Source organism: Anaerolineales bacterium (genome assembly GCA_016928575.1).
Taxonomy (GTDB): Bacteria; Chloroflexota; Anaerolineae; order Anaerolineales; family RBG-16-64-43; genus JAFGKK01.
In genome coordinates this window covers 1-15,874 of sequence record JAFGKK010000114.1, presented here as the reverse complement: position 1 = coordinate 15,874, position 15,874 = coordinate 1, and the positions used below count along the sequence as shown (strand labels likewise).

Here is a 15,874-nt window from a genome sequence, read left to right as displayed (position 1 = left end):
TCGAAGCCCTGCTCCTTCCGATATAATTGGTCGTCGGCGCCCGGCGAGCCGGCGCGTAACCCCCTTCAGGATCGATATGGCGTCTTCCCCAACGAAAACTGTAAAACCGCCGCGCATACCGAAACGCCTGGCCGCCGGAACGCTGGCGGCGCTCGAGGACGACGGCGATTATTCGAACATGGAAGTGACCGGCGGCAGGTACGCCGCTTCCGCGGCCGCCCGCTGCGTGTTTGAGGTAGTGATCTTCCGCAGGGCGGTTTTCGGGCCGTCGCGCTGCGCCAAGCCCCGGTTTCTGGATTGCCGGCTGGATGCCTGCGACCTTTCGGGGATCGATTGGGAGCAGGCCCGTTTCCGGCGGGTGGAACTCCTCGGCTGCCGCGGGATCGGCGCCCAACTAGTGGAATCGGAATGGGAGGACGCCTGCTTCCGCGAAGGCAATTGGGAGCGGGCGGTCTTCACCGCGGCCCGTTTCCGCGCCGCGCACTTCACCGGCTGTTCCCTGCGGGAAACGTCGTGGGAGGGCGCCGATCTGACCGGCGCGGTGTTCGAGGATTGCGACCTGACCCGGGCCGACTTCCGGGGATCCAAACTCCAGGACGTCGATCTGCGCGGATCCGCGCTAGACGGGGCGCAGGCCGGATGGGAGGAGTGGAAGGGGGCGATCGTCGATCCGCGTCAGGCGGTGCAAGTCGCCGGCTTGCTCGGGATCGCCGTCCGGGAAAAAGGAGAATGACTCCGGGCGTTTGGAGCGGTTTCTACCGGAGTCGAGGAGCGGCGGGCCGTGGAGCGGCATGTTGTCATTCCCTTGAAGCGGTTTTTCCTGTTGGAGGAATGCCCGGCGGCGTGGAAGGAGCTGGATTTGTACCTGATCCGCGACGGGAGCACGGTCTTCTACGTCGGCCAATCGCATCTGGCCTTCGACCGGGTGTGGACCCACATCCGCGGCGGTTACCGGGTCCGCTCGAGCATCGGCCGGTTTCTGCTCTGCAACTGGCCGCAGTCGCTGAATTACGAAATCGAATTCCTATCCTCGCGGTCCGCCGAGTTCGAATCCGTGAACCACGACCTGCTTCGCGCGGAGGCGCTGCTGATCGGGCGGCACAAGCCGTGCCTGAACGATTCGCTCAACGCCGAGCCGGCGGAATTGCCGGAACGGTACCGGCCGCCGAACGCCGAGATCCGCTGTTCGCGGAGCCTGACCAAGTTGAAATTCCAGGCCGCCCTCGCCGCCAAACGGGACGAGAAAGGCGGTTGGATGCGGGAATAGGGGAGGCCGAAAAGGCGGGAAATCGTTGTGGGTTCCGCCCGGGCTGCGCCGAGGTGGGACGGGCCGGGGCTGCGTCGATCTTTTCTACCGTGCGGGCGGACAGCGGTTTTCGAGGATTTTATGCAGTAGTCCGTTCGTCATTCCCGCGCGGTCTCAGCGGGAATCCAGGGCCTTACCGATTGGAAGCCCGCTTGGCACATGCGGGCAAGACGATCCGGAGTCGGCGTTAGACTGTTTGGAGAAATCGCCTCGCGATGACACTCAGTTTTTTCTTTTCCGCTTCCTGATAGGGAACGGAAGCAGAATCCTCTTTTGAAATGCGCCCGCCCGAACGGGCCGGGGCGCGGAAAGGACGAAGCATGAACACCCTGGAAGCGATCGCCCAGCGCCGCAGCATCCGCAATTTCAAGGACCTTCCCCTTGAGGAGGAAAAACTCCAGGCTATCCTGCGCTCGGGGATGCAAGCGCCGTCGGGCAAGAACCGCCAGCCCTGGCGCTTCATCGTCGTCCGCGGTGAAAAGCGGCTGGAGCTGGTGCGGTTGATGCACGCGGGGATTGCCGCCGCCAAGGCGCGCGGCGAAACCCCCGGCAGCAGCGAAGGATCGACGAAGGTGATGGGGCAGGCGCCGGTGACCGTGTTCGTGTTCAATCCGATGGGCATGCCGCCCTGGCTGGCGCATTCCGCCGGTCAGATGTTCGACGACGTGGTCGACATCCAATCCGCCGGAGCCGCGATCCAGAACATGCTGCTTGCGGCGCAGGAGCTGGGGATCGGTTCGCTGTGGATGTGCGACGTGTTCTACGCCTACGAGGAACTGAGCCGGTGGCTGGGCGAAAAGGGCGAGATGATCGCCGCGGTCGCCTTCGGATACGCCGCCGAAAATCCATCCGCCCGGCCGCGCAAGGCGGAGGCGGAGGTCGTCCGGGAGGTATAGCGGGCTGTTGGAAAAGGCATCCCGGGTGGTTGAGCAGTCCCGGTGTTTCATCGGATCGTGTCGAAACCGCCAGTAGTCCTCGCGGTCTCAATCCGCCCGCCTGGAACTCAGGATGAACCCGTCCGCCCGGCTTTCTTTTGGCGAAGCAGGGTCATCATAGAAATGCGTGTGTCGGCAGCCTTTGCCGTCTTCGGAGAGTCAACCGATGGCCGCTGAGCGCAAACGTTTTTCCTTTCTATGGGGCATGCCGCTGCTGGTCGCCCTGACCTTCGCCGTCCCCGGTCTGCAGAGTCTGTTCGCGGCGGCGGGCGTGTTTCCCGCATGGCGGAACGCCGCCGCCTGCCTGCTGATCATCCTCGGTGCGGCTCTCTGGCAGGGCAGGGCCAAATCCGTCGCCATTATTCCCTCAGCCTTCGGTTGGAAATCCTTCTGCGCGGCGGGCGCGCTGGCCGCACTCGGTTTGCTCGCGGCGAATCTGGTCGATCCGCCGACGGCGCGGATCAGCGGATTGGTCCGCACGCCGGGCGAAATCCTGGAAAGCGTCGTCCTCGGACCCCAGGCGGAGGAATGGATCTTCCGCGCCGTTCTCTGGTGGCTGTTGCCGCGGGCGTTCCCGAAAACCGCCTGGGGCGATTGGGGACTCCTTGCGGCGACGTCGGTTGCGTTTGGTGTGGAGCATCTGGGATATTGGGCGCTGAATCGCTGGCCGCTCCCGGCGGATGCGTATCTTCACGCCTTGGAAATGATCCCGGCGGGGACGGCCTTCGCCTTCTTACGGATGAAATCCCGCTCGCTTGCGGCCCCGGCGGTCGGGCACATGCTGGCCAACGGCCTGATCCTGCTGTTGCAGTGAGCGGCGACGGCGGAAGAGAGCTGCCATGGAGAAGAAAACTCCGTATCCGAAGCGATCCTCGAAACTGAGCTTCCACCCGCTCACCCCCGAGCGCTGGGAAGATTTTGTGAAGCTGTTCGGCAAGGACGGCGCCTACGGCGGCTGTTGGTGCATGTGGTGGCGCGAAAGCCGGGCCGAGTTCGCGAGGAAGCAGGGGGCGGGCAACCGCCGGGCGATGCACAGGATCGTCTTCTCGGGCGAGATTCCGGGGATTTTGGCCTACGCGGCGGGCGAGGTTGCGGGTTGGATCTCGGTCGCGCCGCGGGAGGATTTTCCGGCCCTCGAGCGGTCGCGAACCCTGAAGCGGATCGACTCCCAGCCGGTTTGGTCGATCGTGTGTTTTTTCGTCGCGCCGGAACACCGCGGGAAGGGGATCGCCGTTCCGCTGATCCGGGTGGCGGCGGCCTATGCCAAACGCCGGGAGGCGAAGATCGTGGAAGCGTATCCGACCGCGCCGAAGGGCGGGGAGCTCGCGCCGGTTTCGGCGTACATGGGCGTGCCGTCGATGTTCCGGCGGGCAGGCTTTGTCGAGTGCGCGCGTCCGACGGAGCGCAAGCGGGTGATGCGGCTTATCCTTCGTGGTTCATGATAATTATCCGCAAAGCAACTTTCCGAGCCTGCCCGGGAGAGCCCGCCACCTGACAGGTGGGAGGAACCTGTCAGGTGGCGCGGGCAGTCAGGGGATGGCGGCCCTGCGCCCAACACAGTATCATCGGTACAGTCGTCGAACCTCCATGGCGCGGGGATCGGTCGCATGGCTCCCGGAAAACGCATCACCATATTCACCACCGGAACGCGGGGCGACATCCAACCGTTCATTCCGCTCGCCTTCGGATTGCGGCGGGCGGGCTTTGCCGTCCGGCTGGCCGCCGGTTCGGAGTTCCAGCCGCTGATCGAAGGAGAGGGGATCGAGTTCGCGCCGGTCGAGCTGGACTACAACAAGCTCCTGCTATCGCCGGAGGTCCAGGCGCACATGGAAAAGGGCGGGGCGAATCTGCTGGCCGCCATGCTCCGCTTGTTCCCGCGCGCGTTCCAAATGGTCGAATCCGCGATGCGCGACGCCTGGTCCGCCGCGCCCGGGACAGATGCGGTGCTCTACACGGCCAACGGCCCGTGGGGGTTCCACATCGCCCAGGCGCTGAAAGTGCCTGCGGTCTGTGTTTGCTTTCAGCCCCTCGCCCCATCGGGAGAAGTGCCCAGCGCCGTCGCGCTCGCCAAGCCCAGCTTGCCGGTGATCAACCGCCTTTCGCACCTGGCGTTCATGCTGGTCACCTGGCTGCCGCTCCGCAGCCGGTTCAACCGCTGGCGCAAAGAATCTCTCAGCCTTGCACCAATCGGGTGGAAGCCGCCGTTCCCCCTGCCGGAACAGACCGTGATGGGCGCCTACAGCCCGACCCTTTCCCCTCAGCCGCAGGATTGGCCTCCGAACTGGAGGGTGGTCGGCCACTGGCTTTCGGAGACGCCGCCGGATTGGCGGCCGCCGGCCGATTTATCGGCCTTCCTCGAAGCCGGCCCGCCACCCATATACCTGGGTTTCGGCAGCATGATAACGAAGGATAGGGCGCGCGTTACGCAGGCCGTCCTTGGGGCGCTGGAACGGACCGGCGGGCGGTCGGTCGTGTCCCGCGGGTGGAATTTGTTGGAAGCGGGGAGTATTCCCGCGAACATATTCCTCGTGGATCAGGTCCCGCATGCCTGGCTGTTTCCGCGCTGTTCGATGGTCGTTCACCACGGCGGCGGGGGAACCACGGGCGCGGGCGCTCGCTCCGGCGTCCCTTCGATGGCGATCCCCTACGGCGCGGACCAGGCTTTTTGGGGATGGCGGCTGCGGGCGTTGGGCGTGGGTCCCGCACCCATCCTCTACCGGAAACTCACGGCGGAAAAACTGGCCGCAGCGATCCGCGAGACCGCGGATAATCCGGCCATGTGCGCGGCCGCCGCGGATGCGGGAGCGAAGATCGCGGCGGAGGACGGCGTGGGCGGGGCGGTCGAAATTGTACGCATGGCGATTGTGGAAGGTCCATAGCAGGGTGTTGAAAAAACCGGGGGGCATTTCATGTTCGATAAGTCGTCGGCGGTCAATTTCACCCAGGTCCTTGAGGGGATAATCGTCAAGACCCCGGCGCACGGGGAGAAGACGCTGTTCGCGGAATTTCACATGGAAATGGGAAGCCGGTTGCCGATGCGCGCGCATCCTCAGGAGCGAACCGGAAGGCTGATCAGAGACAGGATCGTCCTGGCCATCGAAAGCGAAAAGAAGGAGATGGCCCCGGGGGATTGCTGGAACGTGCCCGGAAATGTGGAACGCGGGGCGGAGATCGTCGAGGATTCCATGGCGATCGAGGTTTTTCCCCGGTCCGGGAGGATTACCTGCAATATTTCCATCCGGAGCCCGGCCGTGGGTTTGGTCGCTCCGGTAGTAGAATCGCCGCAGCGGATTGCCGGCGTTCATCATCCCGGAAGGTTGTGAGGAACGGCATGCGATTCCTTTCTCGTCTCCGGTCCCTCCCGGTCCCGATTTTTCTTCTCGGTTTGGCCTCATGCAATCCGTTGTCCACGCCGCCGCCGACCGCGACCCCCGCCCCGAGCGCCACGCCGACGAGTACGGCGGCTGCGACCGCGCCGCAGCTCCTCCCGCCCGGCGATTACGGGCGCACGGTGGATGTCGACGGCGTGAAGCGGTTCTATCTGCTGCACGTTCCGCCGGGTTCCGACGCCCTCGGTCCGGTTCCGGCCGTGTTCGTGTTCCATGGGTGGAGCGGCACTCCGAAGGAAGTGCAGGGATCGACCGATTTCAACTATGTCGCCGACCGCAACGGCTTTATCGCGGTATATCCGCAGGGGACCGGCACGGGCAAAGGCGACCTCTCCTGGAATGCGGGCGATTGTTGCGGCGCGGCCCTTGCCGCAGACACCGACGAACCCGCTTTCGTCCGGCGGATGCTCGCCGATCTGGAGACGCTCGTCCGCATCGATCCGAAGCGCACCTACGCGGCGGGTTTTTCCAACGGCGCGTTCCTCTCTTACCGCCTGGCCTGCGAGATGTCGGAAACATTCGCGGCCGTCGCACCGGTGGGGGGCGTGCTCGTCTTCGAGCCGTGCCTGCCGCAGCAGCCGGTCGCGGTGATCCACGTGCATGGCCTTTACGACAGAACCGTCCCTTATGAGGGCGGCGGCGTCGTCGTTTCCGGCGGTTTCCCCTCCGTGGAGGAGACGATCCACACCTGGGTGGGGTTGGACGGTTGCGATCCTTCCCCGCTGGTGGACGAGCCGTTCCGCAATGTCACCCATACCGCCTACGGCTCCTGCCGGGCCGGGACGGCCGTAGAGCGGTATGCGATCGACTTGTACGGCCACCGCTGGCCGACCGCGAATGTTTTCCCGGCATCGCAGACCATCTGGGATTTCTTCGCCGCCCATCCCAAACCGTGACGGCGGTTTACGATATGGAAGCGGTGCGGCTTTTTCCCCCTGTTTCCGTCCGGAAAAATGAAAAAAAGGACGCGTCTGCTCAGCCTATTCAATATTGAAAAGAAATCCTGCACTTTTCCATCCTCGCCCCTATCCCCAAACCCCTTCCCCCTCTCCTGACAAAAGTCAGGAGAGGGGGAAGGGGTTTGGGGGGGGTGGGAGTGAGGAAAGAGAAAGGACGGGATGAGGTGGGTGAGGATAGCATGGGGGCGGGAGGCTGATAATGGAAAAGAATATGCAACCGTCGATTCTCTTCGAATGGAGGGTGGCAACATGCTTAGGACAAGTCTGCGTTCGAAATCCCGCCTCCGGATCGATTCGCCAAAGCGCGTCGCCGTCGATTACGGCCTATGCTGTTCGTGCGGGGCTTGCGTCGCGGTCTGCCCGACGGAGGCGTTGTTCCTGAACGATATGCATTTGGAGGTGGGGGAGGTCTGCACCGGTTGCGGGCTTTGCACGAAGGTCTGCCCGGTGCACGCCCTTTCCATCGGGCAGGAAAACAGGCCGTGAAAGCGCGATACGATGCGATCGTCGTGGGGGCGGGGCCGGCCGGCTCCACCGCCGCCCGCCTGGCCGCCGAACGGGGACTGGACGTGTTGCTGATCGAGAAGCGCCGGGAGATCGGCTCGCCGGTGCGCTGCGCGGAGGCGGCCGGTTTGGATTCGCTGCAGCCCTACATTGAGCCGGACGAGCGCTGGATCAACGCCCGCGTCTCCCGCTTTGCGGTCCACGACGCCGCCGGGCACTCGTTTCGGGTTCCGCCGACCGGGCCGACCCTGGTGATCGAGCGCAAAATTTTCGACCGCGAGTTGGCGGCTCGGGCGGTGCAGGCCGGCGCAACGGTAATGGCCGGCGCGGCTGCGGTCGGGCTCTTGCGCGAGGACGGCCGGATCGCCGGGGTGAAGGTCCGACGCGGCAAGGACGTGCGGGACGTGGGCGCGGCCCTGGTCTTCGCCGCCGACGGGACCGAATCCCAGGTGGCGCGCTGGGCCGGATTGAACAGCAGGCCGGCGCCGGCGGACTACTACGTGGCGGCCGAGTACCTGTTGTGCACCGGCTCCCTGCGGTTTGACCCGTCCGAATGCCAATACCACGTCGGCGCCTCGATCGCCCCCGGCGGATACGCCTGGGTCTTCCCCAAGGGCGAACGGATGGCCAACGTCGGTTTGGTCCTCTCCGCCGACCGGGCCGCCTCTCGCAGCGCGATGTCGTATCTGGAGCAGTTCGTCGCCAAGCGCTTTGGGGAGGCGGGGATCCTGAGCGAGATCGCCGGGGGCATCCCGGTCACGGGCGCGCTGAAACATTTGGTGACCGACGGCCTGATGGTGATCGGCGACGCGGCGCACCAGGCCGACCCGCTGCACGGCGGCGGGATCAACTTGGGCATGATCGCCGCGGATTTGGCGGTTCAGGTCGGCGCACCGGCGACCGCCCGGGGCGACGTCTCGGCCAAAACCCTGCGCGCCTACGAAGCCGTGTGGCAGAAACGCTTCGGGCGGCAGCACGACTCCCTGTACAGGATTCGGAAAATTCTCGCCGCCGTACGCGAGGAATCATTGAACGACCTGATCGCAACGGCTTCCCAACTACCTTTGGCGGATATGACTCTCGGGCAAATCCTGCTGGCCGTGCTCAAGGATCAACCATCCCTGCTCTTGCAAGCGCGCGGATTGATCGCAGGCGGGTTGATCGGCAAATGACCCTGATTCAAGAAGGGCCCGGCGATTCCCGGTTGCGTTCGGGTTACGCTTGGGCTGAGTCCGGCGGGCTTTGCCCGGGCTTGGCTGGGTGCGGGCGGGGGAATGCGCGGCTGCGGTTTTCGCGGCTTTGAAAAGCGCGTCCGGCCGCCCCCGGAATTATGCCGGCGATGGTATCATTGAGGAAGCCTTTCTCCACAATTTGCTGAGACGGCATCCCGATCCTTTTTTTTTCAGGGAGGGCTCTCATGAAAAAGCCGGTGTTTCTCCTGGCGTTTGCCGTCCTCTTGGCCTGCAACCTTCAGCAAGTGACGGAAATCCCCCCGGCCGTAAAATCCGAAGCCCCGGAAAAAACCGTCCCGCCCGCGCCGACGGCCGGTCTCCGGTCGTGCACTGCGGTCCTTCCGGAGGCGGAGCCCGGCGCGCAGACCTACCAGACCGTCCTCGAGGAGTTTGAAATCACGGCGCCTTCGGGCAACACCCTTTACGGGCTGATCCGCCGGCCGGACCCCGCGAAGTATTCCGGCTTGTGTTTCGCCGCCGTGGTGCTCGTCCCCGGTGGAATCAACCCCGGACGCATGACCGCCCTCGACAGCGACGCAATTCTTCTCTCGGCCGCCGGCATGGTCGTGGTGACGTTCAACGCCGAGGGCCGGGCGGATGACCGGGCGCCGGACGACAAGCGCTCGCAGGGCTCGGAGGATACCAACGGTTTCCGAAACCAGGACGGGTTGTGCAAGATTGTGGAATACGCGGCCGCGCTGCCGTATGCCGTCCCCGACAACGTCGGGATCGCTTCGCAGTCCTTCGGAATCGCGACCGCGGCCGGCTGTGCGGGGCGCCATCCGGAAGCGCCTGTAAAATACCTGGTGGACGGCGAAGGACCGCCCATTAGCTTCGTCACCTGCAAGGAGACCTGGAGCCTGGATGCCGACCCGGACAATGACCAGGTCGAGCTGATCTTCGGCATCCTCGGACATTACAGCGCGCAACGCGATCCGTCGGAGGCCAACCGGGCCTTCTGGGCGGAACGCGAGGCCATCCGTTACATCGGCGCCTACCGCGGCCGCTATCTGCGGCTGCAGGCGACCTGGGACCATGCCCAGCCGCCCTCCAATCCTTCGGAGGTGGCGGCGTTCACCCTTCCGCCGGACTGGTGGCAGAACAAGCATACGACCGACATCGTCAACGCCGCCGTCGCGGGCGGTGTGCCGTGGGTCCGCGTCAACCTGCCCGACCAGGGCAACCCGGTTAACGGCACCTACACCATGGAGAAACCGCCCGTTTACCTCCCGGGCGCGCTGGCGGACGGCCCGTGGACGGCGCGCGCCGTCCTGGAGATGGCCCGTATGCCCTGATCCCGCGGCAGGGACTTCCGCGGGAGTCTGTTATCCTTGACGGCTGGAGAACGCACGAATGCCCCAAACCGGATTGACGATCAACGATCAGGATTATTTCGAGATGCCCGGCCTGAACGTGCTGGTGTACCACAACCTGTTTCCGGAAGGCCATCAAAGCGGAATCGAAATCATCCAGCACGGGGAGCGGGTGGCGACCAACGGCGAACTGCGCCTGAGCCCGTCCCCCGGCCAGTGGCAACCGGTTCCCGAAGTCGGCGGAGGATTCGAGCACGTGGGCGTCAGCCCCCAAACCGTCGAGCTGAAAAACCGCAAGGTGGACCGGGCGGGAAACGAAATCAGCGTCTCCTGTTGCTATCCGGACAAGGACCGGGAGCGCAAGGGGTTCAATCCGCTGGTTTATCCGGACCTGCGGCTCGAATACGCCGTTCGGGTCCGGGCGGAGGGGGAATCCTTCACCGTCGCGGTGGATCTGGCCGAGCCGTTGCCGGAGGATTGGGTCGGAAGGGTTGGGTACAGCCTGGAGCTATTTCCCGGGAATCTGTACGGCAAGACTTACTACATGGACGGACGGCCGGGCGCGTTTCCGCGCCAGGCCGGCGGGCCGACGTATCAAAACCCGGAGGGGGAAGCCGAAGCCGTTCCCTTCGCCGAAGGCCGGCTTCTGGTGGTGGCGCCGGAGAGCGACGAATTCCGGATGGCCATCGAATGCCTGGATGGCCGCCTGCAGCTGCTCGACGGCAGCCTGAAGCACAACAACGGCTGGTTTGTAGTCCATTCGCTCCTCGCGGCGGGCGCCGCCGCCGGCGCCGTGCGCTGGAAGATCAGCCCGCACGTGATCCCCGGCTGGAAATACACCCCGGTCATCCACCTATCCCAGGCGGGCTACCATCCGGTCCAGAGCAAGGCGGCGTACATCGAGCTGGACCGCGACGAAACCGAATTGGGGGAAGCCGAGTTGCGGATCATCGACCCGCAGGGTGGACGCCGGACCGTGATGAAAAAGCCCCCCGCGCTGTGGGGGCGGTATCTGCGCTACCAATACGCCACCTTCGATTTCACCGAGGTCCGGGAGCCCGGCGTGTACGAGTTGGCATACGGCGGGAGGGCGAGCAACCCGATTCTCGTTGACCGTGGGATCTTCAAGCGGCACGTTTGGCAGCCGACCCTGGAATATTTCCTGCCGATGCAGATGTGCCACATGCGCGTGAACCAAAAATACCGGGTGTGGCACGGCCTGTGCCATATGGATGACGCCCTGATGGCCCCGCCGGACATCGACCATTTTGACGGGTACGGGAACTCCGGCGAGAAAGCCGGGGCGGCCCCCTTCCGGCCGCTCGAGCGCATTTCCGGAATGGATTCCGGCGGGTGGCACGACGCCGGAGACGACGACATCCGCACCGATACCCAGATCAACACCGTCGTGGCGCTGGCGCTGACCTACGAGGAGTTCGGCGTCGATTACGACGAAACCCTGATCGATCCGCAGGAACGACTGGTGGAGATCCACCAGCCCGACGGCAAGCCCGACATCCTCCAGCAGATCGAACACGGCGTGGTGTGGATCCTCAACACCTACCGCCGGCTCGGCAGACTTGGTCTGGGTGTCATCGTCCCGACCCTGCGCCAGTACGTGCATCAGGGCGATCCCTCCACCCAGACCGATAACCGGACAGCGGATCCTAAGCTCGTCGATTCCCGCGCCGCTCGGCTGACGGGCCTGTGGTATACGAAGGTCGCCAACCGCTATTCGAAGCTGTTCGATCCGCAGGAACGGCTGTCGGATATCGAGGAAGTGGAGCCCGACCTCGACGACCGCCTGATGTTCCTCCAGCACAATCCCGTCCGGCAATTATCCGGCGCCGCCGGGCTGGCGCTGGCGGCGCGGGTGCTGAAGGGCTACGACGGCCCGCTGGCTGCGGAATGCCTGAAGGCGTCCGAGGAATTGTGGGCGGCGAACAAGCATTATCCCGACGAAGTCCCGGGAATGGCCTATGCCTACGGGCACAGAGGCAGCGTCGGCAGCCTGAAGATCCATGCCCTGGCGGAATTATTTCTGACGACGGGCAAGGACGAATACCGGGGGGAGCTCTGCGCGATGGGGGATGCGGTCCGCAAGCATTTCGGCAGTTCGGGTTGGGCCCTCGGCCGAGTGCTGCCGAAGCTTGAATGTCCGGAATTCCAGGAGCAGGTATTTGCGGCGGCAAGCGCCTACCGCGGGCAGTTGGAGGCGAGGATGGCGGAGAGCCCCTTCGGCAGCCCGCTGGCGCATACGGAGATCGTCGGAATGAAGCACTACTTCCTGCACAAGGGCTGGCCGGACCTGTTTTCGATCGAGCCCATGTTCCACGTGCTGACCTATCTGCTGGGATGCCGCCCCGGGAAGACGACCAACAGCCTGGTTTCCGGCGTGGGCCTGAACTCGCCCACCACCGCCTACGGATTCAACCGCGCCGATTGGAGCTACATCCCCGGCGGGACGTTCTGGAACGCCGTCAACCTGGTCCGCCCCGATCTGCCGGAGGATAAGCATTGGCCGTTCCTCTGGCAGGAGCGGGAATACATCACCGACGCCGCCTGCATGTTCATGTTCATGGTTCTCGCCGCGGACCGGATGCTGGAGGCTGCGGAGAACGGGTGACGATGCGAACGCGGGAGCGCGGTCCTGAGTATCGCCTCTCGAAAAAAGGTCGCATCGAATTCCCTTGCTTCGATTAAAAACTTCCTGTAAGCTTCTCAACATGTTTTCCAATCGATTCTCCCGTCCCCGCAGCACGGGAAGGGTGAGTTTGCGATCAAAGGAACGAATCGATGCCCGGCAATGTCAGGCAATGATATTTACCCTGCCGGAGGTCGGAATATGAGAAAAAACGGATTTTCAAAAATATGGTTTTTTGGCATCCTGATCATTGGAGGTTCCCTGGCATGCGACTCGGTCCTCGCCGGCGGATTGACCAAGGTCAACAATCCTCTATCTGGATCCGTTGCGGAACGGACCTTGACCAATTCGCCCGTTCTCCAGGACCCCGCGGAAAAATCTCCGGCTGCAGCCTATCTCGGCGATGCGTTTGTACAAAGCGGCTATTATCTTATCGCGGTGAGCGTCGCCGATCCTGCCGCCCCCGCATACTTCACCACCCCGGAACCGGGATACAAGCTAATAACCGTCGAGGTAATATTGGGAAATATTTCCGGGGAAATGCTGTCGTCGAATCCGCTGAACGCGTCCCTGGAGGATGCCGAAGGCATTGTCTATCCCGCGAGGCTCGTCGGAATTGAAGGTCAATTGCCCTCCGCGGATCTTCTTCCTGGCGAGCGGATCGGGGGGGCAGTCGGTTTCATAATTCCCGAAAACGCCCGCCCCGCCACGTTGGCATACGAAGTGATGTCAATGGTCGGTGTGTATCTTACTGCGAGTTTGGCGCCGGCCCCTTTGAATTGGGACCCCGTTACCGTCTCCATATTGCCGGCCATCCCAGAGTCAGGGAGAGGCGACGTCGTGGAGCAATATGGCTACTCGATGGCGGTGACGCAAGTTTTAGACCCCGCCACCCCGGCGAATTATTTGAAGATAAAAGACGGTTATCGAATGGCGGCGATTGAAGTGCTGCTGGCCAACGTTGATCAATCCGAGGAATTGAGGGTGAGTTCGGGACTCGCCACCCTCGTCGATTCGGCCGGTTTTGTTCATCTCGAGGAGGGCGACGGACGGGATGGGAGGATGGAGCCCGCAAAACTAAAAATCGGCGAAACGGTGAAAGGATGGATCTGCTTTATTCTGCCCGAGACGGCAACTCCCTTGTACGTCAAATACCAAACCGATCTTTTTGATGGGAACTATATCATCGCGGGAGTCGGCTGATGCGTCCCGTTCCTTATGATCCTTCACAGACCAGGAGGCTTCGAAAATGAATGAAATTCGTCATTTAAATCTCGCGACGGCGAGAATGGCTTGTGTTTCCATGTTTGAAGAAATGGAAAAAGCAAGAATCGCCAGCCAAGATCTGCGGGGTAGCATCCATCCTTTCCTATACGAAGGAGGATGGACCGGGCCCGCGCGAGACGAGTTCGCCGGGTTGTGGGAAGTGTTGGAGCCAAGGATCAACGCGATGGTCAGCGACTTTGCCAATCTGCAGAAACGCTTGGCTGCGGAGGCGCACAAGTGGGAGAGGATGACCGAAAAATTCGGGGATGATTCAATCTAATCCGCGCTGGACGGAAGAGGAGACCGAAAAATGTCCACACCCATTCATCTGGACCTGGAAGCTGCGCGAGCGGTGCTGGCGAACATGAACCGGGTATGGGAAACAATGGATGGCGCCTTAACGGCCTACCTTGCCGCCGCGGATACCCTTCGGGATGGAGTGGAATGGGTCAGCCCATCCTATTCCGAATATGACTATACGGTGACCGAGACGCGGAATTTTGCCAAGACTCAAGTCAATCGACTTGCGGAACTGAAGGAATTGTTGGCCAGGGAGATCGCCGAATGGGAAAAAGCCGGAAGTAAATTGGGTTGAATCGTGTATGCCGTGTTGCTGGGCAACGGATTTCTTGCGCCGGCTTCTACGTTGCGAAAAGACATCACCGGTAATTCGACGGCGGATTGGAGCTACATCCCCGGCGGGACATTCTGGAACGCCGTCAACCTCGTCCGCCCCGATCTGCCGGAGGATAAGCATTGGCCGTTCCTCTGGCAGGAGCGGGAATACATCCCCGACGCCGCCTGCATGTTCATGGTCCTGGCCGCGGATCGGATTTTGGAGGCGCCCAAGCCCGCGGCGGGGTAGAGGGCCGCGGACGCCCTGCGGGCACGGAGCGCCGGCGTCCGAAGAATCCGAAGCCGGCGAGTGCCGGGCCGTTCGTCGCCAAGGTGGATTCGCAATCATGACCAAGGGGATATTGCCGACCGTCCGGCGGGGTATTGCTCCTGCTGGCATTCCTGTTTGTGATCTATCTGTACACTTTCTTGCACGAAGGCGGACACGCGGTTGCGGCGCTGCTGTCCGGCAACGCCGTCACCGCCTTCGACCTCAACTTCTTCACCCTCGGCGCGCACGTGGGGATCGAGGGCTCCTTCACCCAATTCCAGGCGGTCGCTAACTCCGCGGCCGGCGTTTCCCTGCCCATCGTGGTTTGGGTCGTCTTCATCCTCCTTGCGCCCAGGCGTGGTAACCATCTCCTCGAGATTCTCAAGTCATTCTCCGCCGTCATGTTCCTCAGCCCCCTGTTGGCATGGATCGTCCTGCCGCTGCTGCATGCCGCCGGCGCCTCGATCCACGACGATTCGATCGAGTTCGTCGTCCGCTCGGGAATCCATCCCGCCGCAGTTTCCGCCGCCGCCGGCATCCTCTTCGCCGGCGGCTGGCTCGTGTTCTGGAAGAGGATCGAGGGGATCCGGCCGGAAATCGAACGCTTCCGCGGCATCGATCGGTTTGCGGCGTCCCCCGCGGAAACCAAGACGCTGATCGCGGCGGCCGCGGTTTTCTCGATCTCGCTTCTGTAGGCCTTCGCCGCCAACGGGTTCGCCGCCTCCTCCGCGGAGGAGGAGCCGTACCGGCCGCCGGCCGGGTACCAGCCGGTCGAGCGGATCGATTTGTCCGCCAAGGCGCTCGACGGGGAAGCGGTATATTCGTTCACCCTCGACGACGCGGCGGAGGTGGGAATTATCTTTCTGCTCGAGGACGTCCGCACGGAATCCCTGGACGTGCGTCTGCTCGGCCCCGATGGATTGGAATTCCCGATCTTTCACGCGGAGGGATATTCGGCCCGCCGGGACGTTCCGATGATCGAGACTTGGCTTGAACCGGGCGATTATCGCATCGTCCTCTCCCCCGCGCAGTCTCCGGGAATCCTGACCGTTTATCTGAAACGGCCCTAGGGGGTGAAGGGCGCAGCGGTTCCGGGGTCCGCCGGTGGGTGCGGAATCCCCGCCGCCCGGCTGCCGGCATGAGACCGCCGACCCGATCGGTCGCACCCTGCCCCCAACGTTCCTCCGGCTTTACCCGCCCGGACGGAGTCCTCGAACGAGTTGCCGGAATGCTGAAGAACGCGAGCCGGCGGAAGTTGTTTGGACCGGCGACGGTGGATGGCGGGGGAGCGATCGGGGTTGCGGCGGTCGTCAAACCGTGTCCCTCCGTATCCCTCCCAAATCCAAAAATATCCACGGAGGACACGAAGGCACACGGAGTAAAGCTGAATCAATCGTATCTGCTCAGCCTCAGTAATATTGAAATGAAATCCTGCTTTTT

At 63.3% G+C, this 15,874-nt stretch carries 19 protein-coding genes; all 19 read left to right on the top strand.

Features of this window, described 5'->3' with window-relative positions:
- The first annotated feature begins 76 nt into the window (after positions 1–76).
- Positions 77–733, top strand: a complete 657-nt coding sequence (locus JW929_13950) for a pentapeptide repeat-containing protein (protein MBN1440508.1) — start codon at positions 77–79, stop codon at positions 731–733.
- A 48-nt stretch (positions 734–781) separates the two neighbouring features.
- Positions 782–1,267 (top strand): hypothetical protein, encoded by a 486-nt coding sequence (locus tag JW929_13945; protein MBN1440507.1) that lies wholly within the window; start codon positions 782–784, stop codon positions 1,265–1,267.
- A 359-nt stretch (positions 1,268–1,626) separates the two neighbouring features.
- Complete coding sequence (locus tag JW929_13940; protein ID MBN1440506.1) at positions 1,627–2,202, top strand: nitroreductase; 576 nt, start codon at positions 1,627–1,629, stop codon at positions 2,200–2,202.
- 205 nt (positions 2,203–2,407) lie between these two features.
- Complete coding sequence (locus JW929_13935; protein ID MBN1440505.1) at positions 2,408–3,055, top strand: CPBP family intramembrane metalloprotease; 648 nt, start codon at positions 2,408–2,410, stop codon at positions 3,053–3,055.
- Positions 3,056–3,080: 25 nt separating this feature from the next.
- The gene (locus JW929_13930) at positions 3,081–3,683 is read left to right on the top strand and encodes a GNAT family N-acetyltransferase (GenBank protein MBN1440504.1); all 603 of its coding nucleotides are present in this window, start codon (positions 3,081–3,083) and stop codon (positions 3,681–3,683) included.
- A gap of 165 nt (positions 3,684–3,848) precedes the next feature.
- The gene (locus JW929_13925; protein ID MBN1440503.1) at positions 3,849–5,120 is read left to right on the top strand and encodes a glycosyltransferase family 1 protein; all 1,272 of its coding nucleotides are present in this window, start codon (positions 3,849–3,851) and stop codon (positions 5,118–5,120) included.
- Between the two features lie 30 nt (positions 5,121–5,150).
- The gene (locus JW929_13920; GenBank protein ID MBN1440502.1) at positions 5,151–5,564 is read left to right on the top strand and encodes a hypothetical protein; all 414 of its coding nucleotides are present in this window, start codon (positions 5,151–5,153) and stop codon (positions 5,562–5,564) included.
- An 8-nt stretch (positions 5,565–5,572) separates the two neighbouring features.
- The gene (locus JW929_13915) at positions 5,573–6,526 is read left to right on the top strand and encodes a hypothetical protein (protein MBN1440501.1); all 954 of its coding nucleotides are present in this window, start codon (positions 5,573–5,575) and stop codon (positions 6,524–6,526) included.
- 312 nt (positions 6,527–6,838) lie between these two features.
- Positions 6,839–7,075, top strand: coding sequence for a 4Fe-4S binding protein (locus JW929_13910; GenBank protein ID MBN1440500.1), 237 nt, complete (start codon positions 6,839–6,841; stop codon positions 7,073–7,075).
- The gene (locus tag JW929_13905; protein MBN1440499.1) at positions 7,072–8,265 is read left to right on the top strand and encodes an NAD(P)/FAD-dependent oxidoreductase; all 1,194 of its coding nucleotides are present in this window, start codon (positions 7,072–7,074) and stop codon (positions 8,263–8,265) included. Before JW929_13910 ends, JW929_13905 begins: the two co-directional genes overlap by 4 nt.
- Before the next feature lie 245 nt (positions 8,266–8,510).
- On the top strand, positions 8,511–9,620 hold the full coding sequence (locus JW929_13900) for a hypothetical protein (protein ID MBN1440498.1): 1,110 nt from the start codon (positions 8,511–8,513) through the stop codon (positions 9,618–9,620).
- Positions 9,621–9,678: 58 nt separating this feature from the next.
- On the top strand, positions 9,679–12,264 hold the full coding sequence (locus JW929_13895) for a glycoside hydrolase family 9 protein (protein MBN1440497.1): 2,586 nt from the start codon (positions 9,679–9,681) through the stop codon (positions 12,262–12,264).
- A 219-nt stretch (positions 12,265–12,483) separates the two neighbouring features.
- Positions 12,484–13,485 (top strand): DUF4352 domain-containing protein, encoded by a 1,002-nt coding sequence (locus JW929_13890; protein ID MBN1440496.1) that lies wholly within the window; start codon positions 12,484–12,486, stop codon positions 13,483–13,485.
- Between the two features lie 46 nt (positions 13,486–13,531).
- The gene (locus tag JW929_13885) at positions 13,532–13,828 is read left to right on the top strand and encodes a hypothetical protein (protein ID MBN1440495.1); all 297 of its coding nucleotides are present in this window, start codon (positions 13,532–13,534) and stop codon (positions 13,826–13,828) included.
- Positions 13,829–13,858: 30 nt separating this feature from the next.
- Positions 13,859–14,143: a hypothetical protein gene (locus tag JW929_13880; GenBank protein ID MBN1440494.1), complete on the top strand. Its 285-nt coding sequence runs from the start codon at positions 13,859–13,861 to the stop codon at positions 14,141–14,143.
- Between the two features lie 3 nt (positions 14,144–14,146).
- Positions 14,147–14,413, top strand: a complete 267-nt coding sequence (locus JW929_13875) for a hypothetical protein (GenBank protein ID MBN1440493.1) — start codon at positions 14,147–14,149, stop codon at positions 14,411–14,413.
- A 134-nt stretch (positions 14,414–14,547) separates the two neighbouring features.
- On the top strand, positions 14,548–15,129 hold the full coding sequence (locus tag JW929_13870) for a M50 family metallopeptidase (GenBank protein ID MBN1440492.1): 582 nt from the start codon (positions 14,548–14,550) through the stop codon (positions 15,127–15,129).
- 90 nt (positions 15,130–15,219) lie between these two features.
- The gene (locus tag JW929_13865) at positions 15,220–15,504 is read left to right on the top strand and encodes a hypothetical protein (GenBank protein ID MBN1440491.1); all 285 of its coding nucleotides are present in this window, start codon (positions 15,220–15,222) and stop codon (positions 15,502–15,504) included.
- A 158-nt stretch (positions 15,505–15,662) separates the two neighbouring features.
- A partial coding sequence (locus JW929_13860; protein ID MBN1440490.1) for a hypothetical protein occupies positions 15,663–15,874 on the top strand: 212 nt, incomplete at its 3' end.